This is a genomic window from Caulobacter sp. LARHSG274, from assembly GCF_052871235.1.
The window spans coordinates 106201-132360 of record NZ_JBIXJO010000013.1 but is presented as its reverse complement, the minus strand read 5'-3'; the positions used below and the strand labels follow the sequence as shown (position 1 = coordinate 132360).

19 protein-coding genes are annotated in these 26160 nt (G+C 69.5%); 9 read left to right on the top strand and 10 right to left on the bottom strand.

Annotated elements, in window-relative coordinates; translation table 11 throughout:
* The coding region (locus tag ACIPQB_RS18975; RefSeq protein WP_446486817.1) for an EF-Tu C-terminal domain-related protein at positions 1-373 on the top strand (373 nt) is incomplete at its 5' end.
* Positions 374-463: 90 nt separating this feature from the next.
* Here ACIPQB_RS18975 and ACIPQB_RS18970 read toward each other — a convergent pair.
* Positions 464-901 carry a MarR family winged helix-turn-helix transcriptional regulator gene (locus ACIPQB_RS18970; protein WP_446486816.1) on the bottom strand — a complete coding sequence of 146 codons (438 nt, stop codon included), beginning with the start codon at positions 899-901 and terminating at the stop codon, positions 464-466.
* 72 nt (positions 902-973) lie between these two features.
* On the opposite strand from ACIPQB_RS18970, the gene ACIPQB_RS18965 reads away from it, so the two are divergent.
* The 3 genes from ACIPQB_RS18965 (at position 974) to ACIPQB_RS18955 (ending at position 5266) form a co-directional block, all read left to right on the top strand.
* Positions 974-2758, top strand: a complete 1785-nt coding sequence (locus ACIPQB_RS18965) for a chloride channel protein (RefSeq protein WP_446486815.1) — start codon at positions 974-976, stop codon at positions 2756-2758.
* 765 nt (positions 2759-3523) lie between these two features.
* Positions 3524-4606 (top strand): serine hydrolase domain-containing protein, encoded by a 1083-nt coding sequence (locus ACIPQB_RS18960; protein WP_446486814.1) that lies wholly within the window; start codon positions 3524-3526, stop codon positions 4604-4606.
* 159 nt (positions 4607-4765) lie between these two features.
* Positions 4766-5266, top strand: a complete 501-nt coding sequence (locus ACIPQB_RS18955) for a thermonuclease family protein (protein ID WP_446486813.1) — start codon at positions 4766-4768, stop codon at positions 5264-5266.
* Between the two features lies 1 nt (position 5267).
* Here the strand turns inward: ACIPQB_RS18955 and ACIPQB_RS18950 are convergent, their stop codons facing one another.
* From ACIPQB_RS18950 to ACIPQB_RS18930, 5 genes are all read right to left on the bottom strand, one after another.
* The gene (locus ACIPQB_RS18950) at positions 5268-8378 is read right to left on the bottom strand and encodes an efflux RND transporter permease subunit (protein ID WP_446486812.1); all 3111 of its coding nucleotides are present in this window, start codon (positions 8376-8378) and stop codon (positions 5268-5270) included.
* A complete protein-coding gene (locus ACIPQB_RS18945) occupies positions 8378-9472 on the bottom strand; it encodes an efflux RND transporter periplasmic adaptor subunit (RefSeq protein WP_446486811.1) in 1095 nt (364 codons plus the stop codon). The genes ACIPQB_RS18950 and ACIPQB_RS18945 overlap by 1 nt, the downstream gene beginning before the upstream one ends.
* On the bottom strand, positions 9469-10965 hold the full coding sequence (locus tag ACIPQB_RS18940) for an efflux transporter outer membrane subunit (protein ID WP_446486810.1): 1497 nt from the start codon (positions 10963-10965) through the stop codon (positions 9469-9471). Before ACIPQB_RS18940 ends, ACIPQB_RS18945 begins: the two co-directional genes overlap by 4 nt.
* A 59-nt stretch (positions 10966-11024) precedes the next feature.
* Positions 11025-11639, bottom strand: coding sequence for a MarR family winged helix-turn-helix transcriptional regulator (locus tag ACIPQB_RS18935; RefSeq protein WP_446486809.1), 615 nt, complete (start codon positions 11637-11639; stop codon positions 11025-11027).
* 115 nt (positions 11640-11754) lie between these two features.
* A complete protein-coding gene (locus ACIPQB_RS18930; RefSeq protein WP_446486808.1) occupies positions 11755-12999 on the bottom strand; it encodes a TetR/AcrR family transcriptional regulator in 1245 nt (414 codons plus the stop codon).
* 191 nt (positions 13000-13190) lie between these two features.
* Here ACIPQB_RS18930 and ACIPQB_RS18925 point away from each other — a divergent pair, with 191 nt between their 5' ends.
* From ACIPQB_RS18925 to ACIPQB_RS18915, 3 genes are all read left to right on the top strand, one after another.
* Entirely contained in the window at positions 13191-14417 is a 1227-nt protein-coding gene (locus ACIPQB_RS18925) for a serine hydrolase domain-containing protein (protein WP_446486807.1), read from the top strand.
* Between the two features lie 90 nt (positions 14418-14507).
* A complete protein-coding gene (locus tag ACIPQB_RS18920; RefSeq protein WP_446486806.1) occupies positions 14508-16586 on the top strand; it encodes a 3-hydroxyacyl-CoA dehydrogenase NAD-binding domain-containing protein in 2079 nt (692 codons plus the stop codon).
* 165 nt (positions 16587-16751) lie between these two features.
* Complete coding sequence (locus ACIPQB_RS18915; RefSeq protein WP_446486805.1) at positions 16752-17732, top strand: DegT/DnrJ/EryC1/StrS family aminotransferase; 981 nt, start codon at positions 16752-16754, stop codon at positions 17730-17732.
* Positions 17733-17753: 21 nt separating this feature from the next.
* Here the strand turns inward: ACIPQB_RS18915 and ACIPQB_RS18910 are convergent, their stop codons facing one another.
* Positions 17754-18773, bottom strand: coding sequence for an adenosine deaminase (locus tag ACIPQB_RS18910; RefSeq protein WP_446486804.1), 1020 nt, complete (start codon positions 18771-18773; stop codon positions 17754-17756).
* A gap of 867 nt (positions 18774-19640) precedes the next feature.
* On the opposite strand from ACIPQB_RS18910, the gene ACIPQB_RS18905 reads away from it, so the two are divergent.
* Positions 19641-20003, top strand: coding sequence for a hypothetical protein (locus tag ACIPQB_RS18905; protein ID WP_446486803.1), 363 nt, complete (start codon positions 19641-19643; stop codon positions 20001-20003).
* A gap of 62 nt (positions 20004-20065) precedes the next feature.
* Here ACIPQB_RS18905 and ACIPQB_RS18900 read toward each other — a convergent pair whose 3' ends face one another.
* Positions 20066-20554, bottom strand: coding sequence for a hypothetical protein (locus ACIPQB_RS18900; RefSeq protein ID WP_446486802.1), 489 nt, complete (start codon positions 20552-20554; stop codon positions 20066-20068).
* 474 nt (positions 20555-21028) lie between these two features.
* On the opposite strand from ACIPQB_RS18900, the gene ACIPQB_RS18895 reads away from it, so the two are divergent.
* Complete coding sequence (locus ACIPQB_RS18895) at positions 21029-21628, top strand: hypothetical protein (protein WP_446486801.1); 600 nt, start codon at positions 21029-21031, stop codon at positions 21626-21628.
* Between the two features lie 48 nt (positions 21629-21676).
* Here ACIPQB_RS18895 and ACIPQB_RS18890 read toward each other — a convergent pair whose 3' ends face one another.
* Positions 21677-22570 (bottom strand): pirin family protein, encoded by an 894-nt coding sequence (locus ACIPQB_RS18890; protein ID WP_446486800.1) that lies wholly within the window; start codon positions 22568-22570, stop codon positions 21677-21679.
* A 105-nt stretch (positions 22571-22675) separates the two neighbouring features.
* Entirely contained in the window at positions 22676-25969 is a 3294-nt protein-coding gene (gene carB, locus ACIPQB_RS18885) for a carbamoyl-phosphate synthase large subunit (protein WP_446486799.1), read from the bottom strand.
* Positions 25970-26160: the final 191 nt, after the last annotated feature.

Below are 26160 nucleotides of genomic sequence, written 5' to 3'. Positions count from 1 at the left end.
CGGCGACAACGTCGGCGTGCTGCTGCGCGGCACCAAGCGCGAAGACGTCGAGCGCGGCCAGGTGCTGTGCAAGCCGGGTTCGATCACCCCGCACACCAAGTTCGTGGCCGAGGCCTACATCCTGACCAAGGAAGAAGGCGGCCGCCACACGCCGTTCTTCACCAACTACCGCCCGCAGTTCTACTTCCGCACCACCGACGTGACCGGGATCATCAAGCTGCGCGAAGGCGTGGAAATGATCATGCCGGGCGACAACGCCGAGCTGGACGTCGAGCTGATCACCCCGATCGCCATGGAAGAAAAGCTGCGCTTCGCCATCCGCGAAGGCGGCCGCACCGTCGGCGCCGGCGTGGTGGCCAAGATCGTCGAGTAGTCTCGGCGTTCTGACTACAGCTGACTTAGCGAAGGCCCCGGGGAGACCCGGGGCCTTTTGCTTTGCGAGATTGCTCCCTTCCCCCTGCGCTCAGGCCGGGTCGCGGCCCAGGCGGGCGAGGGCCGCGGTCAGGGCGGGCTCCAGCGCCTTCAGTTCATCGAGATGCACCGCGCTCAGCCGCGCCAGCAGCGTCTCGGCCTTGGCCGTCAGGGCCAGGCGCACCTTGCGGCGGTCCTGCGCCGACGGGACCTTGGTGATCAGCCCGGCCTCGACCATCCGCGCGGTCAGCTCGGTGGCGGTGTGCGGCGCGATCATCAGGCGGTCGGACAGGGTTCCCACCGTCGGCGCGTCGGCCCCGTCGAAACCGGCGATCGCCAGCAGCGCCTGGTGCTGCTGGGCCGGCAGGCCGGCCGCATGGGCGGCGGTCTCGCTGAACGCCATGAACCGGCGCAGCTCGTAGCGGAACGCCGCCAGCGCCACGTACTGGGCGTGCGTCAGGGCGTTTTCATCGCCGGTCGTCTCGTCCAAGCGCATTCCCTCTTGGAAAATATCGTAATACGACATATTGCCGCTCTCGCCGAAGCGCATCGAGAGGGAAGCATGACCATCGCCAACGCCGAGTCCAGCGCCGGAACGGGCGTTCCGCCCCGCCGCGTGCTGGGCGACTTCACCGCCGACCGCCGCCTGCTGATGCTGGCGGCCATGGCCCTGGTGGTCGGCGGCGGCGGGACGGGGGCGGCCTGGCTGCTGCTCCGGCTGATCACCCTGACCACCAACCTCGTCTGGTTCGGGCGGTTCGACCTGGTGTCCCGCTCGCTCGAGCATCTGGCGCCGTCGCCCTGGATGGTCGCCGCGCCGGTGCTGGGCGGCCTGGCCATCGGGCTGATGGCCCGGTTCGGGTCGGAGAAGATCCGCGGCCACGGCATTCCCGAGGCGATCGAGGCGATCCTGATCGGCGGCAGCCGGATGTCGCCCAAGGTCGCGGTGCTCAAGCCAATCTCGTCGGCGATCTCGATCGGCACGGGCGGGCCGTTCGGGGCGGAGGGACCGATCATCATGACCGGCGGCGCGATCGGCTCGCTGTTCGCCCAGTTCTTCCATCTCAGCGCCGCCGAGCGCAAGACCCTGCTGGTGGCGGGGGCGGCGGCGGGCATGACCGCCATCTTCGGCACGCCGGTGGCCGCCGTGCTGCTGTCCGTCGAGCTGCTGCTGTTCGAATGGCGGCCGCGCAGCTTCATTCCGGTGGCCGTGGCGGCGGTCACCGCCGCCAGCTGGCGGCCGCTGCTGTTCGGGCGCGGCCCGCTGTTCCCGTTCGCCGCCGACCTGCCGCTGCCCTGGTGGGGCCTGGCCCTGTGCGCGGGCCTGGGCGTGGTCGCCGGCCTGCAGTCGGGCCTGCTGACCAAGCTGCTCTACGGCCTGGAGGACGCCTTCGAGCGCCTGCCGATCCACTGGATGTGGTGGCCGGCCCTGGGCGGCCTGGGCGTGGGCCTGGGCGGGCTGGTCGAGCCGCGGGCGCTGGGCGTCGGCTATGACGTGATCGGCGACCTGCTGACCGGCCATCTGGTCGTCGAGGCGGTGATCGTCCTGCTGGCGGTCAAGGCGCTGATCTGGCTGGTGGCCCTGTCGTCGGGCACCTCGGGCGGGGTCCTGGCGCCGCTGCTGATCCTGGGCGGGGCGATGGGCTGGCTGGCCGGCCAGGTGCTGCCCGGCGACGCCGGCTTCTGGGCCTTGCTGGGCATGGCGGCGATGCTGGGCGGGACGATGCGCTCGCCCCTGACGGCGGTGATCTTCGCGGTCGAACTGACCGGCGACTGGCGGATGCTCGGGCCGCTGCTGGCGGCCTCGGCCGCCGCCTACGCCACCACGGTGCTGCTGCTCAAGCGCTCGATCCTGACCGAGAAAATCGCCCGCCGCGGACGGCATGTCACCCGCGAATACGGCGTCGATCCCTATGAGCTGGTCCGGGTGTCGGAGGTGATGGTGCGCGGGGTGGATGCCTTGCCGGCCGACCTGCCGATCCCCGACGCCGTCGCGGTCCTGCAGCGCGGCCAGCACCAGGTCTATCCGATCGTCGAGGCTTCCGGCCGGCTGGTGGGACTGGTCTCGCGGGCCGACGCCCTGGCCTGGCGGGTCGAGGGCGGGCTGGAGGAACAGACCCTCGCCGAACGGGTGTCCGACGCGGCCCTGCCGACCGCCCATCCCGACGACGTGGTCGCCCGGGTGGTGGAGCTGATGCTGGCCACCGGCCTGGGCCGCATCCCCGTCACCGACCCGGCCAGCGGCCGGCTGGTGGGCCTGCTGGCCCGCAAGGACCTGCTGCAGATCCATGCGACCGCCTCCCGCGCCGAGGGCGAGCGCCAGGCCTATTTCATCCCCGGCCGATGAGCGGCGCTCGCCTTGCGGAGAGGGGGCGGCGCACGGAACGACTCCCTTCCCCCTGGATGGGGAAGGGCCGGGGATGGGGTGACTGCTGAGCCGGCGGCGAGAAGAACGCTTCGCGTTCACCCCCATCCGACCCCTTCGGGGCCACCTTCCCCCCTCAAGGGGGAAGGGAGAAACGTTTATCCTCGCCTCTTCCGGCGTGTTTCCCCAGCAAAATCAACGCGCCAAAATCGTTTATCCCCACCGTTTCACGCCAGCCCTATCCTGATCCCACCTCGTCGCAGGGAAAGGGCGCATGGCCAGCGACCGATGCGGCGGCGGGGGGCGATCGAGCGGGACTGGGCTGGAGGGGGTTACTTCAGCGTGTCCGGGGAGCCTGGCGTTGCAGGCCCCGCCCGCCGTCGGCGTCGACGGGGATAAAGCGCGTGTGTCGAAGATCCGCGCCCTCGTCGCCGGGGCCCGTCGGAAACGGCGGGGTTCCGGAGTCCGGCTAGGCCTTAACAGGGCCGCCTACCGGACGCGGACGGAAAACGAGCGCGCGGAGCGGTGGCTTCGTCGAAACGGTTACTACTCAAACACTCCGGACGTCGTCCGGCGCTCCGCGTCCCTTTCCTATAGCTCAGCGAGAGATCGCGTGAGGCGGCCAGGCCGTGGCCGCATCCTGAAGACCGGGCGAATGGCTCCATTACAACACCTTAAGCTGACCGCCGCCGCCGCGTCGCCTAGCGTGGCGGGGCCTCGCCCGTGAGGCCGGCGGACGGGGGTCCCATGCTCGATCGACGCTGCCTGCTCCTGGCCGGCGCCGGACTGACCTTCGCGCCCGCCGCGGCGCGGGCCGCCCGGCCGCTGGGGCCCGACCATCCCGTCGTCGACGCCTTCGCCAAGGCCCAGGCCTTCAACGGCGTGGTCATGCTGGGCCGGGCCGGCCGGCCGACCTACGCCCGCGCCTTCGGCCTGGCCGACATCGAGGCGGGGCGGCCGGCGGCCGTCGACACCGTCTACGCCATCGCCTCGATCTCCAAATGGCTGACCGCCGTGACGGTGCTGAAGCTGGTCGAGGCCGGCAAGCTGTCGCTGGACGCGCCGATCAGCGCCTATCTGCCGGACTACCGGGCCGACACCGGCGCCAGGATCACCCTGCGGCGGCTGCTGTCCAACAGCAGCGGCGTGCCCAACGGCTTCACCCCGGCGGCCAAGGCCGACCCGACCCTCGTCAAGGCGCGGCTGAGCACGGCGGAGGCGCTCAAGCGCTTCTGCCAGGGCGACCTCGTCTTCGAGCCGGGCGGCCGGTTCGACTACGCCATGACCAACTGGGTCATCGTGCTGGCCGTCGTCGAGCGGGTCACCGGCCTACCGTTCCAGGCGGCCGTGCGCGAGATCACCCTCGGGCCGCTGGGCCTGGACGCCCTCCGGGCCGACGACGCCGTCGCCGCCGGGCCGAACACCGCGGTCGGCTACACCGCCGATACGCCGCCCGTGCGCCGCCCCAATGACCGCCAGCCCTACATGGCCGCCGCCGGCGGCTATTTCGGCGCCGCCTCGGATCTGATGAAGGCCGCTCACGCCATCTTCGACACCGGCTTCCTGTCGGCCGCCTCGCAGACCGCGCTAAGGACGATCGAGGTCGCCAGCGATCACTACGCCCTGGGCGGCCGGATCCGCACGCTGGTGGTCGACGGCAAGCCCCATCCCGCCGGCTGGGAGACCGGCAACACGGCCGGCTACCGCTCGGTGCTCGGCCACCGCTTCGACACCCGCCAGACCGTGGTGGTCCTGAACAACACCTCGATGTCGCAAAAGACCCTGGACCTGTTCGCCGACACGCTGTTCGGCGCGGTGACGCCGGCCTAGAGCGCGTTGGGCGAAAGTGTGAGCGGTTTCGCCCGCCAAACGCGCTCTAAATGTTTGAATCTAGAGCCTGTTCATCGGGATCAGATGATTTCATCTGATCCCGACAGGCTCTAGCCAGGGGCCGCGGCGGTGATTACCTAACGGGGACCTGGAGGCGCCGTGACCAAGACCGTCCTGACCATCCTGTCCCTGAGCGCGGCGCTGTTGGCCGGCTGTCAGAGGACGCCCGACCCGCCGGCCTCGGTCAACGTGCCGCCGGGCCTCGGGGACCGCGTGCGAGTGCTCAGCGCCGACGCCATGGTCGTCGACGGCCGCCACGTGCGCCTGGCCAACGCCTATGCGCCGCAGGGCGTGCCCGACGCCCGCTGCTGGGCCGAGGCGACGGCGGCCCTGCTGGCGGTCGACAAGGTGCGCGACCGGGTCAAGGACGCCCGCACGATCAGCGTCGGGCCGGCCAGCGGCTTCGACGAGTATCACCGCGAGCTGGCGACGGTCAGCCTAGACGGCGTCGACCTGGGGCAGGAGCTCTACAGCCAGGGCCTGGCGGCTCGCCGCACCAGCGCGCCGAACGGCCGCTTCTCCTGGTGCGACCCGATCAGCGGCAAGGCCCAGGGCGGACCGCCGGTCAGCGCCCTGCTCGACAGTGGCGTGCAACACTAAGCTACAATCGATCCGCCGGCGCGGCCGCCGTCGTTCCGGGCGCGTCGCGCGGGGTGGTCCAGCGCGACAGCTTCGGGGTCAGCCAGCGTTCGAGGTCGTCGACGATCTCGTAGACCACCGGCACCAGCACCAGCGACAGCACGGTCGAGGTGATCAGGCCGCCGATCACCGCCACCGCCATCGGCTGGCGGAACTCCGAGCCGGTGCCGAGGCCGAGCGCCGTCGGGGCCATGCCGGCCATCATCGCCAGGGTGGTCATGATGATCGGCCGCGCCCGCTCGTGGCAGGCGTCGAGGATCGCCTCGCGCTGGGTCATGCCGGCCCGCTCCTGCTCGATGGCGTATTCGACCAGCAGGATCGAGTTCTTGGCCGCCAGGCCCATCAGCATCAGGAAGCCGATCAGCGACGGCATCGACAGCGACTGGCCGGTGACCAGCAGGGCGAAGAACGCCCCGCCGATCGCCAGCGGCAGGGCCGACAGGATGGTGACCGGCTTGAAGAAGCTGCGGAACAGCAGCACCAGCACCCCGAACACCAGGCCCACCGCCGACAGCAGGGCGACCGCGAAGCCGGTGAACAGCTCGACGAAGGCCTCCTGGTCGCCGGCCGTGGCCGGGGCGACGCCCGGCGGCAGCCTCTTCATGGTCGGCAGGTTGCCGACGTCCTTCATCGCCGCGCCCAGCAGGGCGCCGTTATTGAGGTCGGCCTCGATGGTCAGCTGCCGCTTGCGGGCGAAGCGGTCGATCTTGGCCGGGCCGGCCTGGAACGACAGGTCGGCGACGCTGTCCAGCCGGGTCGTGCCGCCGCCGGCCGTGGGGATGCGCAGGGCCCCCAGGGCGTCGAGGTCGGCGCGGGTCTCGGCCGGCAGGCGCACGCGGATCGGGATCCGCCGCTCGCCCTGGGTCATCTTGGCGACATTGGCGTCGATGTCGCCGACTGTGGCGACGCGGGCGATGGCGGCGATGTCGGCGGCGCTGACGCCCAGGCGGGCGGCTTCGTCGGGCTTGGGCCGGATGATGATCTCGGGCCCGCTCGGCGGCGAGGACGGGCGGGGATCGGCCACGCTGCTCAGCCGGTGCATCTCGCGCTCCACCTGCAAGGCGGTCCGTTCCAGCAGCGGGCCGTCCTCGGCGGTCAGGATGGTCTGGACGTCGGAGGTGCCCCAGTCGCCCAGCAGGTTGACCCGGGCGTCGGGAATGTCGTGCAAGCCGCCGCGCACCGCCTGCTTGATCTGGGTGACGGTCAGGTCGCGCTTGGGATTGAGCACGACGGTGACGGTGGCGTCGCGGATGTCGGTCCCGCTCTGGCCGCCCCAGCCGCTGCCGATGTTCGATCCCACCTGGGCGAAGACGTGAGCGGTCTCGGGCCGCTTGCGGAACATGGCGGTCACAGCTTGGACGGTGCGCTCCATGTCGGCCGTGGTCGCGCCGGGCGGACCCTGGACCTTCAGATAATAATAGTTGGCGTTGCCGGCCGGCTGGAAGGCGGTGGGCAGAAGGCCGGCCAGCATGATCGAGCCGATGAAGATCGCGCCGCCGATCAGGCAGCTGAGAATGCGGTGGTCGAGCGCCCAGTCCAGGGCGCCGCGATAGAAGCCCTCGAACGGCTTGCGCGGATGCGGGTCCTTGGCCGGTTTGAGGAAGTAGGCGGCCAGCAGCGGCGTCAGCAGGCGGGCCACGACCAGCGAGAACAGCACCGCCACCGCGACGGTCAGGCCGAATTCCTTGAAGAACTGACCGGGCGTGCCGGGCATGTAGGACACCGGCACGAACACCGCCACGATGGTGAAGGTGGTGGCCACCACCGCTAGGCCGATGGCGTCGGCGCCCTCCATCGCCGCGTGGAACGGCCTCTGGCCGCGGGCGACGCGCTTTTCGATGTTCTCGATCTCGACCACGGCGTCGTCGACCAGGATGCCGATGACCAGGGTCAGGGCCAGCAGGGTGACCACATTGAGCGAAAAGCCCATCACCGCCATGAAGGCGAAGGTGGGGATCAGCGACACCGGCATGGCGATGGCGGTGATCAGGGTGGCCCGCCACTCGCGCAGGAACAGCAGCACCACCAGCGAGGCCAGCACCATGCCTTCCAGCAGGGTGTGCTCGGTGGCCGCGAAGCTGGCGCGGGTCTCGTCGACGGTCGAGAAGATCTTGACGAAGGTGACGCCCGGCTGGCGGGCGGCCAGGCGGTCGACGGCGGCCTTGACGCGGTCCTCGACGGCGACATCGCTGGAATCGCGGGTCTTCATCACCTGGAAGGCGACGACCGGACGGCCGTCGAGGCGGGCGAAGCCGCGCTGCTCTTCGGCGCCCTGGCCGACCTGGGCGACGTCGGTCAGCTTCACATAGCGGCCGCCGCTGATCGGGATGGTCAGGCCGCGCAGCTGCTCGACCGTGGTGGCCGCGCCCAGCACGCGCAGGGTCTGTTCGCGGTCGCCGATCCGGGCCCGGCCGCCGGGGGCGTCGACGCTGAAGCTGGCCAGGGCCTGGTTCAGCTGCGGCGCGGTGATCCCGAACGCGGCCATGCGGTCGGTGTCAATGATGACGTTGATCTCGCGCTCGACCCCGCCGACCCGGGCCACCTGGGCCACGCCCTTTTCGCCCTGCAGGGCGCGGGTGACGGTGTCGTCGATGAACCACGACAGCTCGGTCGGGCTCATGTTCGGGGCGGCGACGGCGTAGGTGATGATCGGCGCGCTGGTGATCTCCAGGCGCTGGACGATCGGTTCGTCGATCTCGCGCGGCAGGAGCGAGCGGGTCTGGTCGACCTTGGAGCGCACCTCGTCGGTGACCTTCTGCAGGTCCTCGCCGAGGTTGAATTCGATGGTGGTGGTCGAGGCGCCCTGGACCACCGACGAGCGGATGGTTTTGACGTTGGAGATGCTGGCCACCGCGTCCTCGATCGGGCGGGTGACCTGGGTCTCCATCTCGCCGGGGGCCGCGCCGCTCTGGGTGACCGTCACGGTCACGGCGGGGAACTCGACATTGGGGAACTGCTTGACCGGCAGGGCCAGATAGCAGCCGAGGCCGGCGATGATCAGGGCGATGAACAGAACCGCGACGGGAATCGGGTTCTTGATCGCCCAGGCCGAGACGCGAAGTTCCGTGGCCATCAGCGCGCAGCCATCTGGCTGGAGGCGGTCGGCCGGACGAGGTCGCCGTCGGTCACGAACGAGGCCCCGCCCAGCACCACGCGGGTTCCGGCCGGCGGACCCTGGATCAGCTGGGCCCAGCCGCCGCCCTTGCGGCCGACCTTGATGGCGACCTGATGGGCCCGGTCGCCGCTGTCGACTGTCATCAGGTAGAGGCCGTCGGCCTCATAGCGGATGGCCGCTTCCGGCACGGCGGTGACTGGCGCGCCGGTGGCCCCGAAGACCGCGCGGCCAAAGCCGCCGGGGCGCAGGTCGGGCCGGACCGGCAGGCGGACGCGGACCCTGCCCAGGCGGTTGGCGCTGTCGACGCGGGGACTGATCAGCCGCACCGTGCCCGACACCGACTGGCCGCCGGGCAGGGTGACCTGGACCGGCTGGCCGACGCGGATTCCGGCCAGGTCGGCCTCGTTGACCTCGGCGTCCAGCTCGACCAGGCCGTCGCGGGCGATGCTGAACCACGGTGTGGTCCCGCCGCCGGCGATCTGGCCCGGCTGCACGCCGCGCTGCAGGACCAGGCCGCCGACCGGGGCGGTGATGGTCATCCGCGCGGCCCGGGTGCGCAGCTCCTTCAGCGCCGCCTCCTGGGCCTTGGCGGTGTAGCGGCGGGTCTCGATCTGCTCCTGCGACAGCACGCCCTGGCCGTCGAGATCGGCGACCCGCCGGGCCTCGGCCTCGGCCTGGGCGGTGACGGCCGCCTGCTGGTCGATCTGGGCCCGCAGCAGGGTGTCGTCGAGTTGGGCCAGGGGCTGTCCGGCCCGGACATAGTCGCCCTCGTCGGCGTAGAGGCGGGCGACGCGATAGCCCGACAGCTCCGAGCCGACAGCGGCTTCTTCGCGCGAGACCAGCAGGCCCGAGGCCTCGACCCCGCCGCCCAGCGGCCGGGTCTCGACGGCCCCGACGCTGACCTTGCGGGCCTGAGCCGCGGCGGCGGTCGGCTGGGCCGCGGGCTTGTCCTTCTGGCCGCAGGCGGTCAGGCCGACCGCGGTGACCAGCAGGGGCGCGATCAGCAGGGCCGCGGCGAGCGTGGTGCGGGTAGTCATGGGGGAGGATCTCATTGCGAGGAAACCTGGGTCGGGGCGGCGCCGTCGGGCGACCAGCCGCCGCCGAGCGCCTTGTAGGTCTGGACGGCGCGCAGCAGGGCCTGGGTCTTGGCCCCGGTCAGGGCGGAGCGGGCCGCGCGCCAGGCCTGCTCAGCCTGCAATGTGGTGGTCAGGTCGGTGAGGCCCAGGGCGTAGCCCTTGCGGCCGGCGGCGTAGGCGCGTTCGGCCCGGGCCTCGCCGGCCGCCAGCAGGGCCACCCGGCGCTGGTCGGCGCCCAGCTGGACCATGGCGTTCTCGGCCTCGCCATAAGCGGTCTGCACGGCCTTCTCATAGGCGATGGCGGCCTGGCGGGTGCGGGCGTCCTGGGCGTCGATGTCGGCCAGCAGGGCGGGGATGTTCAGCACCGGGATCGACAGGTTGGCCCCGACCGTCCAGGTCGAGCTGGTGGTCGAGGTGGTCCCGCCGGCGGCGCCGAAGCTGGGCGAGACGCTCCTGGAAAGGCCCACGCCTGGGGTCAGGTTGAGGGTCGGGAACAGGGCCAACTCGTTGACCTTCAGATTGCCCGCCGCCGAAGCCAGCTTGGCTTGAGCCTCGCGCACGTCGGGGCGGCGGGCCAGCAGTTCGCCGGGCACGGTGGCGGGAACGGGCGGCGGGGCGTCCAGCGCCGCGTCGACCGGCAGGTCGGCCAACGGGTCGATCCCGCGGCCGACCAGGATCAGCAGGCTGCGGCGGGCGGCGGCCAACTGAGCTTCCAGGTCGGCGACCTGGGCTTCGGCCTGGGCCATGTCGGCCTCGGCGCGGTCGGCCTCCGAAGTGGCGACCAGGCCGGCTTTGGCCTTCCTGACGGCGCTGTCGCGCAGGCCGCCGTTGATCCGCGCGCTTTCACGGGCGTCGTCCAGCTGCACCGCCAGGCCGCGGGCCTCGAAATAGGACTGGGCGACATTGGCGGCCAGGGCGGCGCGGGCGCCTTCGTAGCCGAAGCGGGCGGCGGCCAGGTCGTTGTCGACCACCTGGCGGGCGGCGCGGCGGCGGCCGATCAGGTCCAGCTCCCAGCTGACGTCGAAATTGGCGGCGTAGCTGTCGCTGTCGCCGCCCTTGGTGAAGGGAAAGCTTCCTGCGGGGACGGTCTGGTCGAGGATCTTGGTGTGGGTGCGGCCGGCGCTGCCGGTCAGCGGCGTCGAGGGGATGTAGAGCTGGCGGATCTGGCCCCGGCGCACGGCGCGGGCCTCGTCCAGCACGGCGGCGGCGCTGCGGGCGTCGGGGCTCTTTTCCAGGGCGGTGTCGATCAGGGCCGTCAGCTGCGGATCGTTGAAGCTGGTCCACCAGCGATCGAGGCTGGCGCGGGGCAGGGCGGTTCCGGCCGGCGCCTCATAGGCGGCGGGCAGGCGGGTGTCCGGCGTGGGGCGCGGCGTCGACACGCAGCCGGCCAGGGCCAGGCCGCCCAGGCTCAGGGCCGCGAGCGCGGCTCCCGATCGCGGGCGGCGACGGCCTTGGCGCTCACAGGTCATGATCGAACTCATCAAGAGGCACCCGAGGATGAACCGCTGAAAGACGGATCGCCATGATTTCAATGGGGTGGGGAAGCCGGCGGAGAGAACCCCGCCACGGTGCGATAGACGCCGATGACCTGGTCGAGAAACCGCTCGACCACCTGGCGCTCGTCCTGGCCGAGACCGGCGATGACGCCGTCCAATCCGTCCAGCATCGGCGCCAACTCCTGAAAGGCCCGGCCCACGGATTCATGGGCCGGAACGACGAACACTTTGCGACGGTCGCCGGCCTTTCGTTCGCGGGTGACGTGTCCGGCCCGCTCAAGACGGTCGACGATCTGGGTGGCGGCGGCGGTCGTCACCTTAAGGTGGGCGGCCAGTTGGCCCGGCGTGAGGGGCCCGTTCATCAGCAGTTGTTCCAGCGCCGCCATGTCGGTGGGATTCACCCCCAGGGTTTCGCCGATCTTCTTGCCGATCCCGCGCGTGAGGACGGAGATTTCCTTCAGGCGCGCACCGATCGCGTCGCCGGCGACGCGAGCCTCCAACGACGCGATGTAGGTCGAAACAGTGTCGTCCGTCGCCATGTCGCCATCGATATAGCTAAGTCGCTTAATGGTCAAATTGTTTAGCGATATGCGGGAGCGGAAGCCGAGACCATCTCGCCGGGCCGATCCGGGTTCGCCAGCCGCCATGAAGACCCTCCAGTTGCGTCCATCGGACATGCCGACGTTCGGCGTCCTTGAGATGACGAACCGGACCCCGGCTCTGCGACATTCGGGCGCCGATATTTTTCATGGAGCGATGCGTCTAAGGCGTCAGCACCCCCATCAGCAGCGGTCGGGCCAACAGCCGCCCGGCCTCGCGCCGCTCGACGCCTGGAACCCAGATTCCCAGCGAGGCGGCGGCGTTGATCATGGCGCTGGTCATGTGGGCGGCGATCAGCGGATCGACCGCCCGCACCGAGCCGTCGGCCGCGCCGTCGGCGATGATCGCCGCCAGGCGTTCGAAGCCGCGGTTGTAGCCCTGGGCGACCTCGTGGCGGATCTCGATCGGCAGGGCGCTCATCGACGAAGCCCGCAGCAAGGGACCATGCTCCGACAGTTGGTGCTCAACCAGGGCCGCGGTCGCGGCGCAGAGCTGGTCCCAGCCGTTGCCGGCGAGGGCTCGCGCGTCGCGCTGGGCCTTGCGGGTGACGGCGAAAGTGCGCTCGAAACACTCGACCACCAAGGCGTCCTTGTCGTCATGGTGGTGATAAAACGAGCCCTTGGTGACGTTCAACTGGGCCGAGATGTCCTCGACCGAAGCCCCGCGATAGCCGCGCTGATTGATCAGCCGGGTGGCGGCGACCAGGAAGGTCTCGCGCCACTCCTGGCCCTCCGGGGCCGCCGGCGTCGGATCGGGCAGGGGCTTGGGGGCCCAGTCGCGGCGCGGACTGTCCTGGGTCCACGGCGCCAATCCGTGGATCAGGATGTCGTACATCCGGTCGCGGACCCGATCGTAGTCGTCCAGGTCGTAGCGGCGCAGCCAGGAGCCCGACCACAGCACCTGTTCCAGCAGCAGGTGGGCCCGAGCGTTACGGTTGCGCCTGTCCAGGTGGTCGAGGGTCGGGTCTTCGAAGAAGCCGCGCACCCGGCGAAACAGGTTACTGTACGCGTTTTCGGCCGGGACGCGCAGCGGCGCCTTCAGGGCGAGGATCTCGCTGAAGCTGGTCACGGCGGTGGTCTCGCCCAGCCGCACGCGGCGGTTCAGGTCCAGATAGAGGTCGAGAAAAGCTCGTATCCGGCTGGGCGCGTCGGGCGCGCGGCCCGCCTCGGCGGCCATGGCGTCGAAGGTCTCCAGGCCGCGCATGAAGCAGGCCGCGGCCAGGTCATCCTTCTTGCGGTAATAATAGGTGACGCTGGTGGTGATCAGCCCGACCTCGGCGGCGACGTCGGCCAGGGTCATGCCCTTCACGCCCTGGCGATTGAGGATCGCGGTCGCGGCGGCGAGGATCGCTTCCTTCTTCTTGACGAAGCGCTGGGTGGCGGGGTTCGCGATCCGGCCGTCATCCATGTCGTCGCCCCCCTTCTTCGTCAGCCCAAGCGGGACCTTCGAACCGGTCTGTTCCATTTAGGAAGCCTTGCGGGCGTCACAAGGCGTCCGACCTCGCCGGCGTCTCGCCGCGCGGGGGCTTGCCGGCCGCCTTTGCCTGGCCTCCAATCGACGGGAGCGCGAGTCAAGGCGCTCGGCAGGAGGAAGCGACCTTGAGCACGCCGGAGGCCGTGGGCCTGTCGTCCGAGCGCCTGAAGCGCATCGACGCCTTCATCCAGGACAGGTACATCGCGTCGGGCCGGCTGCCCTGCGCCCTGACCCAGGTCTGGCGGCGGGGACAGCTGGCCCACGCCTCGGTGCTGGGCTTGGCCGACGTCGAGCGGGGCCTGCCGCTCCGGGCCGACAGCCTGTTCCGCATCTATTCGATGACCAAGCCGATCACCTCGATCGCCTTCATGATGCTGGTCGAGGAAGGGCTGGTGGCGCTGGACGACCCGGTGCACCGGTTCATCCCGTTCTGGAAAGACATCGGGGTCTTCCAGGCCGGCGTGCTCGGCGGTTTCGTGACCCGGCCGGCGTCCGGGCCGATTCGGATGATCGACCTTCTGCGCCACACCGCCGGCCTGACCTACGGCTTCCAGCAGCGCAGCAATGTCGACGCCGCCTATCGCAAGCTGAAGCTGGACGGGGTCGACAGCGAGGGCGGGCTCGAGGCCTTCGTCGAGCGGCTGGCGACCGTGCCGCTGGAATTCTCGCCCGGCGAGGGCTGGAACTATTCGGTGGCCACCGACGTGCTGGGCTATCTGGTGCAGGTCATCTCCGGCCAGCCGTTCGACGCCTTCCTCAAGACCCGGATCTTCGACCCGCTGAAGATGGTCGACACCGGCTTCTTCGTGCCCGAGACCCAGCGCGACCGCCTCACCGCCTGCTACGCCCTGGGCGGGGCGGGCCGGATGGTGCTGCAGGACGACCCAGCCACCAGCGCTTATCTGGCCGATCCCGCGGTCAAGTCGGGCGGCGGCGGACTGGTCTCCACCGCCGACGATTATATGCGGTTCTGCCGCATGCTGCTGAACGGCGGGGAGCTGGACGGGGCGCGGATCGTCAGTCCCAAGACGCTGAAGCTGATGACCCTGAACCACCTGCCCGGCGGCAAGGAGCTGGTCGAGATGTCCAAGGGCCTGTTCACCGAGGCGATGTTCGAGGGCCTGGGCTTCGGCCTCGGCTTCGCCATGACCATCGACCAGGCCCGGACCCGGAATATCGGCTCGCTGGGCGAGTATTTCTGGGGCGGCATGGCCTCGACGGCGTTCTGGATCGATCCGGTCGAGGACCTGGCGGTGGTGTTCATGACCCAGTTCATGCCGTCCAGCACCTATCCGATCCGCCGCGAGCTGCGGACCTTGGTCTATGCGGCCCTGACCGAGAGCGCGGCCTAGCGGAGGGCTGGACTTCGCCGCCGGCTCGTGCAGGCTGGGCGTCAAACAACCGTTCAAGCTCAAGAACGCCAAGCCCAGGGATGAAGCGCCATGGCCGCGATCAACGCCGTCACCGATCTTTCCGTCGAAGGCGACATCGGCGTCGTCACGCTCGACTCGCCGCCGGTCAACGCCCTGTCGGCGCTCGTGCGCCAGGGGCTGAAGGCCGCCTTCGAGGCGGCGATCGCCGACCCGGCCGTCAAGGCGATCGTGCTGATCTGCGCCGGCCGCACCTTCATCGCCGGGGCCGACATCAGCGAGTTCGGCAAGCCGCCGGTCGAGCCGTCGCTGCAGGCGGTGCAGCAGGTCATCGAGACCTCGCCCAAGCCGGTGGTCGCCGCGATCCACGGCACGGCCCTGGGCGGCGGCCTCGAAACGGCCCTGGTCGCCCACTATCGCGTCGCCGTGCCCAGCGCCAAGGCCGGCCTGCCCGAGGTCAATATCGGCCTGCTGCCCGGGGCCGGGGGCACCCAGCGCCTGCCGCGCATCGTCGGGGTCGAGAAGGCGCTGGAGATGGTCACCAGCGGCCAGCACGTGTCGGCCAAGGCGGCCCTGGCCATGGGGCTGTTCGACGAACTGGTCGAGGAGGGCGGCCTGCGCGAAGGGGCCCTGGCCTATGCCCGGACCGTGCTGGCCGAGCGGCGGCCGCTGAAGAAGGTCCGCGATCTCGACGCCAAGGTCGAGGCCGCCCGCGGCCGGCCCGAGATCTTCGCCGAATTCCGCAAGGCCAACGCCCGCAAGTTCCGCGGCTTCCTGGCCCCCGAGCGCAACATCCAGTGCATCGAGGCGGCCGTGAACCTGCCCTTCGACGAGGGGCTGAAGGTGGAGCATGGGCTGTTCCTGGAGCTGATGGCCGGCAGCCAGTCGGCCGCCCAGCGGCACGTGTTCTTCGCCGAACGCCAGGCCGCCCGGATCCCCGATGTCCCCGAGGACACCCCGACGCTGCCGATCCGCAAGGTCGGGGTGATCGGGGCCGGCACCATGGGCGGCGGCATCGCCATGAACTTCCTCAACGCCGGCGTTCCGGTGACGATCATCGAGGCCAAACAGGAGAACCTCGACCGCGGCGTCGGGGTGATCCGTCGGAACTATGAGGCTACCGCCAAAAAGGGCCGACTGACCGAGGACGAGGTCGAACGGCGCATGGGCCTGCTGACCCCGTCGCTGCGCCTGGAGGACCTGGCCGACTGTGACCTGATCATCGAGGCGGTGTTCGAACTGATGGCGATCAAGCAGGAGGTGTTCGGCAGGCTGGACCAGATCGCCAAGCCCGGCGCGATCCTGGCCTCCAATACCTCGTACCTGGACATCGACGTGATCGCCGCCGCCACCGGCCGGCCCGAGAGCGTCATCGGCCTGCACTTCTTCTCGCCGGCCAATGTCATGCGCCTGCTGGAGGTGGTCCGCGGAGCCCGCACCGACAAGACGGTGATCGCCACCGCCATGCGGCTGGGCAAGACGATCGGCAAGGTCGCGGTGCTGGTCGGCAACGGCCACGGCTTCGTCGGCAACCGCATGCTGGCCGAGCGCCAGCGCGAGGCGCAAAAGCTGATCCTCGAAGGCGCCATGCCCTGGGACGTCGACCGCGTGCTCTACGACTTCGGCCTGCCGATGGGGCCGTTCGCGATGAGCGACCTGGCCGGCCTCGACATCGGCTGGGACCCGACCCAGAGCAGCAGTTCGACGGTGCGCGAGGTGCTGTGCGAGATGGACCGCCGCGGCCAGAAGACCGGCGCCGGCTTCTATGATTATGACGAGAACCGCGTCGCCCGACCCTCGCCGATCGTCGAGCAGGTGATCCTCGACTTCGCGGCCAAGGCGCAGATCGAGCGGCGCCGGATCGACGACCAGGAGATCCTCGAGCGCTGCCTCTATCCGATGGTCAACGAGGGGGCCAGGATCCTGGAGGAGGGCAAGGCGATCCGGGCGTCCGACATCGACGTCGTCTGGATCAACGGCTACGGCTGGCCGGTCTATCGCGGCGGCCCGATGTTCTGGGGCGAGCTGGAGGGTCTGGGCAAGATCCTGGAGCGGATGCGCCAGTTCCAGGCTGCGCTGGGCGACGACTTCAAGCCCTCGGCCCTGCTGGAGCGGCTGGTCACGGAGGGCAAGGGCTTCAAGGACGCCTGATCGGCCCTGCGGAAGGCCTGGGCGATTTCTGCCCAGCCCGCGTCCTCGGAGGCGAAAAATGCCGCGACGGCGCGCCGCATGCTCGCCCCCCGAGTCAGTCGATACGGTTGCTTAACCATGAGGTGATGCCGTCGGGCAGAGCCGATCTTCGGAAGCGCCGTCCTGATGCAGCCCCAGTTCAAAGCCGCGCCGTCCCTTGAGAGCCGCGATCGCGGCGCCGGCTTCGCCAAGCCGATCGATCTGGCCGCCGCCAAGCCGGCCCCGCGCCAGGACCCCGCCCCCGATCTGGCCTCCGATCTGGCCGGCCGGCTGGCCGAGCGCTTCGCCCGCCCCACCGCCGTTCGCGCCGTCTCGACCCGGGTCGCCGCCCTGACCGCCGTCCTGGGCGCCTCGGGCGCCCGGCGCGGCGGGGTCTGCGTGGTCTCGGCCCTGGCCTCGGCCGCCACCCTGCAGGCTATCGCCGCCGCCGGCCTGCGGCCCTGGCTGGTCGACGTCGATCCCTACAGCTGGATGTTCGACCCGGCCCACCTGCGCGAGCGGCTCGGCGAGGCCCCGCCGCCGATCGAGGCCATCGTCCCGACCTGCGCCTTCGGCCGGACCCCGGACATGGCCGCCTGGGCCGCCTTCCATTTCGAGACCGGCCTGCCGATCGTCGTCGACGCCGCCGAGGCCTTCGACGTAGTCATGGAGGCCCCGGTCCCGGCGATCGTCGGCCTGCCGGGCGGACGCGGGGTGTTCGTGGCCTGCGAGGACGCCGAACTGGTCGCCCGCCTCGACGCCCCGGCCTTCGCCGGCGAGGCCGGGCTGGACGGCTGGTCCGGCCAGCGCCTGCGCCTGGCCACCGCCGCCCAGCGCCTGCGGATGCTGCTGCTGGGCGCGCCGATCGCCTTCCAGCCGGGCTGGGGCGTGAGCTGGGTGTCCGACGCCTGGGTCGTGCGGCTGGCCGACGGGACCGCCCCGGCCGTGGCCGCCCGGCTGGCCGCCGAGGCCTACGCCAGCAATCCGGTCGGGCCCGGGGTCAGCCTCCGCGACCAGACCCCCGTCGCCGACCACCTGGCCCGCTCGGTGCTGAGCCTGCCGTTCCATGCCGACCTCGGCATCGCCGAGCTGGACGAACTGGCCGACGCGGTGCGCCGGGCGCTCTGATCCGCTCCAGAGACCGAAGGGTCAGTGCGAGGCCAGATAGGCGTCGATCCCCGCCAGCCGCCGGGCCTTTTCCGCGTCGTCGAGGAACGAACCGGTGAAGCTGTTCCGGGCCAGGGTCGCCAGCTCGTCGCGGGTCAGGTCCAGGGCCTGGGCGGTCTGCAGATAGTTCTCCAGCAGGTAGCCGCCGAAATAGGCCGGGTCGTCGGAATTGACCGTCGCCTTCAGGCCCAGCTTCAGCATGCGCTTGAGCGGGTGATGCTTCAGGTCCGAGACCCCGCAAAGCTTCAGGTTCGACAGCGGGCAGACCGTCAGGGTGACGCCGTCCTGGACCAGCCGGGCGGTCAGGCAGTCGTCCTCCAGGGCCCGGTTGCCGTGGTCGATGCGGTCGACCTTGATCAGGTCGACGGCCTCCCAGACATAGGCCGGCGGGCCTTCCTCGCCGGCGTGGGCCACCACCTTGAGGCCAAGGTCGCGGGCCGCCTGCAGCACCCGGGCGAACTTGGCCGGCGGGTGGCCGACCTCCGAGGAGTCCAGGCCGACCCCGGCGATCTGGGCGAGATAGGGCTTGGCCTGCTCCAGGGTGGCGAAGGCGGCGGCCTCGTCCAGGTGGCGCAGGAAGCAGAGGATCAGCTTGGCGGTCACGCCCAGCTCGGCCTGGGCCTGGGCCATGCCGGCCGTCAGGCCCTCGATCACCGTGCCGAAGGCGACGCCGCGGTCGGTGTGGGTCTGCGGGTCGAAGAAGATCTCGGCATGGGTCCCGCCGTCGGCCGCGAGGCGGCGGAAATAGGCCAGGGCCAGGTCCTTGAAGTCGGCCGCGGTCAGCAGCACGCCCGCGCCCTGGTAATAGATGTCGAGAAAGTCCTGCAGGTTGGAGAAGGCGTAGGCGGCGCGGATCTCGTCGACGCTCTGGAACGGCAGGACGACACCGTTGCGTTCGGCCAGCTCGAACATCAGCTCAGGCTCGAGGCTGCCCTCGATGTGCATGTGCAGCTCGGCCTTGGGCAGGCCGCGGACGAAGGTTTCGAGGGCGGTGTCGGTCATGGAAGGGTTATGAGCGCTCCGGGCGGGGGGATTCAACCGCGATCGCGGCCGGCGAGGGTTTTTGGCGGCCAGCGCCAGGATCGTGGGCGCAGGCGGGCGCCCTTCCGCCGGAAGACGCCGGCGGGCTGGGGAGGCGGCGGAGCGCCCGGGCCATGCCCGGAACTATGTTTTGGAGAGTACCGTTTCGACAGGACACGGGCGCTCCGCGCGGCCGGTGGACGAGAGCCTTCGGATCGCGGATTTTTAACCCGCTCCGATGGAGGCCCCCGGCGGGCGGAGGGGCGACGAAACCCCGTCCGGACCGCGCGGGCGATTTCAGCCCGCGCCTGTGGCGACCGTCTTTCGGCTCCGCGGGGGTGTTCCCATCGTCCGACCGGAAGACTGAAGGTCCATCCGGATCCTCCCGTCTCCGCGCCGGCCCGACAGGCCCCGCGCACCCGGCCGACGGACGCTTCCCGCTCGACCGCCCCCGCCGCCCGTCAGGTCGCCAGCTGGACGGCCTCCCCTGCGGTGGGACAAGGAGCATTATGGGCGTGGTCCGGAAGGGTGCGGGCCAAATCGGGTCGAGAAAGTTTAAGCTACTGATTTATCTCGTCTTTGTTTCGGATTCTCCGAGCATAACTTCCTTCTCCCCTTGCGGGAGAAGGTGGCCTCGCGGAGCGAGGTCGGATGAGGGGTCGATAACCGGCGCCGTTGCGATAGGCGGAACGGCCGGGTGCGGCGGATAGGTCAGCGCGACCCCTCATCCGTCGGCCTTCGGCCGCCACCTTCTCCCGCAAGGGGAGAAGGAAACCGCGGCGCCCGCCCACGCTTGGACCGCCGCCGCCCAAGCGGCTAGTCTGGGCCGCCATTCCGCCAGGATCCGCCTTGCCGTCTTCCGACCCCCATCTCCCCGTCCCCGCCGAGGACCCGGGCCCCGACGTCGGCTTCGCGCAGGCCAATGCGGCGGTGATGTACGGCCGCGACTACCGCAAGACCCTGGCCCTGGACGACAGCTTCAAGCGCCTGGACGCCCAGGACCGCCTGGCCGCCGCCCGGCGGGCGCTGTCGGCCCAGCAGGTGGCGGTGATGGACATGGCCGCCGGCCGCGGCCATGCGCTTCCGGAGATCGTCGCCCGGACCGGCCGGCCCCTGGCCTTCATCGAAGGCCTGTTTCTGGGCGCCTGCGCCAGGCTGGCCGAACATTACGAGCGGGCGGATGTTGCGCAGGACCGCGATCGGTTGACCTGACCCTGTCGCTCACAGGCCTTGAAGCGGACCCGCCTAAGGTCGGTTGAGGCGGGCGTCGGGTCTCAACCCCATCCAGCTTCGCCGAGCAACTCTTGGCGTTCGTCCTCGGTAAGTAGGGCCATCCGAGCAAGCGTCCGCTTCCCTTTAGCGAGAGCGAGCACAGCCATGATGCTGCTTACCAACTCGTCGTTACTGGCTGCTGGAAAATCTGCCAAAGCGCGGACCTCTAACTGTCTCCAAGCGGACTCGTAATCATCGGCCAGCCAAGCTGGCAGCGTAGGATTGCCTGCGCCATGCCGGGCCTCCTCGATCGTGGCCGCCAGCGCAAAGACGTTCCAGTCTGGCAGGGTCTGCGCCACGTAGACACGCACGATTTCCGGGATTGCGGCGTATGAGGCTTCGCCAACGTCGCCTTGATGGTGCAGTTCCTGCCAGAACTCATCCCATACAGCCACGTCTCCCGCAGCGAATCGGCGAAGCGCGGGCCTGACGTCATATGGCTGCCGGTAGCCTCCTTGAAGGGCGGCCCAGCGCTCATCGGCACGATTCATCGACGTCTCCAACGCTTAGATTTCGACGCAGATTACCGCGATGGGGAATGTCCGCCATGGGGTGGTTATCTGCCCTTGGTGGAGGACGAGGTAACAAACTTCGAGATCATCAGGCCCATAATGGACAACGCCACGATGAAACCCGCGATGAACGCCGGTAGTCCCCGTTTCGAAAGAACCGGAAGCCCAAAAGTACGCACCCAGAGCAAGTGCTCGACAACCAAATAACCAGTAGCGGTGCAGATCGCGAGTGCGACCAGTCCGACTATCGCGTATGTCCACCTCTGCATTGCCGAGCGTCCTTGTGACCTGTGCTTTAGCTTGTAGAACGATCCATAATCGCGCGAATGTCCGCAGTCCCCGCGAGCGTCGCGCCAGTTTTCGGACGTTCGGCGGGTTTGTCAGCCAGCAGACCTTTCGAGGGCGATCCGGAGTGGATGGCTGCCCATGTTGAGGCCACCACCGATACCTGTGATGGTGTTTCACTACAATCGAGGGGTGGGTATGCGTGGACTGGGAAAAAAGCCGTTGGCCGGGAGGCTTTTGGTGGCGCTTGTGTCTGTATCTCTTCTGCAGATGGCAGTGCCTGGGGTGACGATTTCTCAAGCTCAAGCGAGCGGCGATGCCGGCGGGCGATTAGATTCGAAGGAAGATCTCGCGAAAAGGTATTTGGCGGCTACCCATCGGGCAACCGTGTTCCAGAAGACATACTCCAACCAACTCAGGCTTGGATGGAATGTTTGTAGAGACAAAGCATGTCAGGATGACCTAGATCGCGCCATTGATGAAGCAACCATGGATGCTTCTCGAATGTACGAGGAACACTTCTCCAGATTGCTTGCTCAGAAACTTACGGAAACCGAACTTGGCGCCGCCCTTAAATTTGCGGAGTCGCCGGAAGGGAAATCCATAGTTCAAGTTCAGGACGAAATGGTTGGCGACACGGCGCTCCTCGCGCATACGTTGTCGACAGAGACCCGCGACGAGGTCTCTCGTCGGTTCTGTCCGTTGCACGCCAAACATTGCACGGCGGATGGGATGATTGCGATGCCGACGAAAGCTCCTAGTCGGTAGAGTCCGACTTGGGCCGAGCGCACGGCCCGGGACGAGAAGGCGCCCCCCTCACGACATCGGATTGGCCGGCGGCGGCGGGTCGCCGGGGAGGGGGATGAAGTCGTCGTGGTCGAGGTCGGGCAGTTTCATGCGGCCGGCCCGCCAGTCGGCCTTGGCCTGTTCGATGCGCTCTTTGGACGAGTGGACGAAGTTCCATTCGATGAAGCGCGGGCCGATCGGCTCGCCGCCGAGCAGCATCACGGTCGAGGGCTCCAGGGCCTCGAAGGCGATGGTCTGGCCGGGGGCGAACACCGCCATCTGACCGGCGTGCAGGACCTGGCCGCCGGCCTCGACCTTGCCGACGGCGACATAGGCGGCGCGCTCGGGATATTCGGCCGGCAATCCGGCCTTGGCCCCGGCCGCCAGCTCCCAGTGGACATAGAACAGCGGCGAGAACACCGGCACCTTGGCCTCGACGCCGAAGGCCTTGCCGGCCACCAGCACCGCCTTCAGGCCGTCGGCCTCGTAGCTGGGCAGTTCGTCGCGGCCGTGGTGCGAGAAGCGCGGGGCGATCTCCTCCTGGTCCTCGGGCAGGGCCACCCAGGCCTGGATGCCGTGCATGGTCCCGCCGTCGCGGCGCAGGGTCTCGAAGCGCTCGGAATGGGTGATGCCGCGGCCGGCGGTCATCCAGTTGACCTCGCCGGGGCGGATGTCGATTTCCGAGCCGACGCTGTCGCGGTGGGTGATCTCGCCCTCGAACAGGTAGCTGAGGGTCGACAGGCCGATGTGCGGGTGCGGCCGCACGTCGACCTCGCGGCCGAAGCCCGGCGCGAAGCGGGCCGGGCCCATGTGGTCGAAGAAGGTGAAGGGCCCCACCATCCGCCGGCTGTGGAACGGCAGCACCCGGCCGACCTCGAAGCCGCCGAGGTCCTTGCGGCGCTGGTCGATGACGAGGTCGATCATGGGCGAGGCTCCGGTCGCTGGGAGCCCGCACTGTGACGAGGCCGGCGGGGAGATTCTAGCAGAAACTGGCGGCGGCCCGGCCTCGTGCGAGGACGGGCCGCACCGCTACTGGTAGCTCTGCAGCGGCCGCACCTCCAGCGCCTCGGCGGGGGCCGAGGAGATGGCCTGGGCCGCCGCCAGGGCGCCGGCGCTGGTGGTGTAGTAGGGCACCTTCATCATCAGCGCCGTGCGGCGGATCTCGAAGCTGTCCTCCAGGGCCTGCTTGCCCTCGGTGGTGTTGAACACCAGCTGCACGCCGCCGTTCTTCATCACGTCGACGATGTGCGGCCGGCCTTCCAGCACCTTCTTGACCAGCTCGACCTCGACGCCCTGCTCGGCCAGGTAGCCGCGCGTGCCGACCGTGGACAGCACCTTGAAGCCCGCCGCCTGCAGCAGCTTCACCGGCTCGACGATCCACGGACGGTCGCTTTCCTTGACCGAGACGAAGGCGGTCCCGGCGGTCGGCAGGTTGACCCCGCCGCCCAGCTGGCTCTTGGCGAAGGCGCGGGCGAAGGCCGGGCCCAGGCCCTGTTCGCCCTCGCGGATCCAGTCCAGGCCCATGACCTCGCCGGTCGAGCGCATTTCCGGGCCCAGCACCGTGTCGACGCCGGCGAAGCGGGCGAACGGGAACACCGCCTCCTTGACCGCGATGTGGTCATAGGGCGTGTCGATCAGGCCGAAGCTGGCGAGGGTTTCGCCGGCCATGATCTTGGCGGCGATGGCGGCCACCGGCCGGCCGATGGTCTTGGCCACGAACGGCACGGTGCGCGAGGCGCGGGGATTGACCTCCAGCACGTAGATGCGCGGCTCGGCGCTGTGCGGCTCCTCGATGGCGAACTGCACGTTCATCAGTCCACGGACGTTCAAGGCCAGGGCCATCTTGACGGTCTGGCGCTTGAGCTCCTCGACCGTGGCGGCGCTGAGCGAGAAGGGCGGCATCGAGCAGGCGCTGTCGCCCGAATGGACGCCGGCCTCCTCGATATGCTCCAGCACCCCGGCCACGAAGACGTCGGTCCCGTCGCACAGGGCGTCGACGTCGACCTCGGTGGCGCGGCTCAGATAGTGGTCCAGCAGGATCGGGTGCTCGAACGAGATCTCGCCGGTGTTGGCGATGTAGCGCTCCAGGTGCTCGTGATCGCGGATGATCTCCATGCCGCGGCCGCCCAGCACGTAGGACGGGCGCATCACGAACGGGAAGCCGATCTGCTCGCCGGCCGAGCGGGCCTCGTCCCAGGTGCGGGCGATGGCGTTCTCGGGCTGGGCGATCGACAGGCCGTTGAGCAGCTGCTGGAAGCGTTCGCGGTCCTCGGCCAGGTCGATGGCGTCGGGGCTGGTGCCCAGGATCGGGATGCCGGCGTCCTGCAGCGCCTGGGCCAGCTTCAGCGGCGTCTGGCCGCCGAACTGGACGATGACCCCGGCCAGCTCGCCCCTGGACTGCTCGACGGCCAGCAGCTCCAGCACGTCCTCGGCCGTCAGCGGCTCGAAATAGAGCCGGTCGGAGGTGTCGTAGTCGGTCGAGACGGTCTCGGGATTGCAGTTGACCATGATCGACTCCACCCCGATCTGGTCGAGGGCGAAGGCGGCGTGGCAGCAGCAATAGTCGAACTCGATGCCCTGGCCGATGCGGTTGGGGCCGCCGCCGAGGATCACCGCCTTCTTGCGGCCGGACGGCTCGCTCTCGCACTCGGGAACCTGGCCCAGGGCTCCGGTCTCGTAGGTCGAGTACATGTAGGGCGTCTCGGCCCGGAACTCGCCGGCGCAGCTGTCGATACGCTTATAGACCGGGCGGACGTTGAGGGCCTGGCGCTTGGCGCGGATGGTCTTTTCGTCCGAGCCGACCAGCCGGGCCAGGCGGGCGTCGGAGAAGCCCTGGGCCTTGAGCGCGCGGAAGCCCTGGGCGTCAGTGGGCAGGCCGCCGGCCTTGACCCAGCCCTCCTGGCGCACCAGCTCGGCGATCTGGCGCAGGAACCAAGGCTCATAGCTGCAGGCGGCGTTGACCTCCTCGACGGTCAGGCCGTGGCGGAAGGCCTGGGCGATGACCCGCAGGCGGTCGGGGGTGGGCACGCCCAGGGCGCGGATCACCGCGGCGCGGCCGGTGTCGGGATCGTCGGCCCCGGCGATCTCGATGTCGTCGAAGCCCGACAGGCCGGTCTCAAGGCCGCGCAGGGCCTTCTGGACGCTTTCCTTGAAGGTGCGGCCGATGGCCATCACCTCGCCGACCGACTTCATGGCGGTGGTCAGCAGCGGCTCCGAACCCGGATACTTCTCGAAGGCGAAGCGCGGGATCTTGGTGACCACATAGTCGATGCTGGGCTCGAACGAGGCCGGGGTCGCGCCGCCGGTGATGTCGTTCATCAGCTCGTCCAGCGTGTAGCCGACGGCCAGGCGGGCGGCGACCTTGGCGATCGGGAAGCCGGTGGCCTTGGACGCCAGGGCGGACGAGCGCGACACCCGCGGGTTCATCTCGATCACCACCATCCGACCGTCGGCGGGATTGACCGCGAACTGGACGTTGGAGCCGCCGGTCTCGACGCCGATCTCGCGCAGCACGGCGATGCTCGCCGCCCGCATCCACTGGTATTCCTTGTCGGTCAGGGTCAGGGCCGGGGCGACGGTGATCGAGTCGCCGGTGTGGACGCCCATCGGGTCGATGTTCTCGATCGAGCAGACGATGATGCAGTTGTCCGCCGTGTCGCGGACCACCTCCATCTCGTACTCCTTCCAGCCGAGCACGCTCTCCTCGATCAGCACCTCGGTGGTGGGGGAGAGGTCCAGGCCCCGTTCGACGATCTCCTCGAACTCCTCGACATTGTAGGCGATGCCGCCGCCGGTGCCGGCCAGGGTGAAGGACGGGCGGATGATGGCCGGCAGGCCGACGAAGGCCAGGCCGTCGCGGGCCTCCTCCAGGGTGTGGGCGGCCTTGGACTTGGGGCTTTCCAGGCCCAGCTTGTCCATGGCGTCGCGGAACTTCTGGCGGTCCTCGGCCTTGTCGATCACCTCGGCCTTGGCGCCGATCATCTCGACGCCGTACTTGGCCAGGGTGCCGTTGGCTTCGAGCGCCAGAGCGGTGTTCAGCGCCGTCTGGCCGCCCATGGTCGGCAGCAGGGCGTCGGGCCGCTCCTTGGCGATGATCTTGGCGACCATGTCCGGGGTGATCGGCTCGATATAGGTCGCGTCGGCCACGTCCGGATCGGTCATGATCGTGGCCGGGTTCGAATTGACCAGGATGATCCGGTAGCCCTCGGCGCGCAGCGCCTTGCAGGCCTGGACGCCCGAATAGTCGAACTCGCACGCCTGGCCGATGACGATCGGACCCGCGCCGATGATCAGGATCGAGGAGATGTCTGTTCTTTTGGGCATCGGAAAACTCGCGCGCAGAGACACGGTCGCGCACATCCGCGCGCCCGCTGCCGACCATCTTGCAGGTTAAGCCGCCCGTTTAGAGAGGGAGTCGGGTCGGCGCAACCCCGGAACTTGGCGGGAGGTTAACGCGGGTTTCGGGTGAACGGGGTTCGAAGGTTCGTCCCTTTCCAGGATCGCCAGAGTCTCGC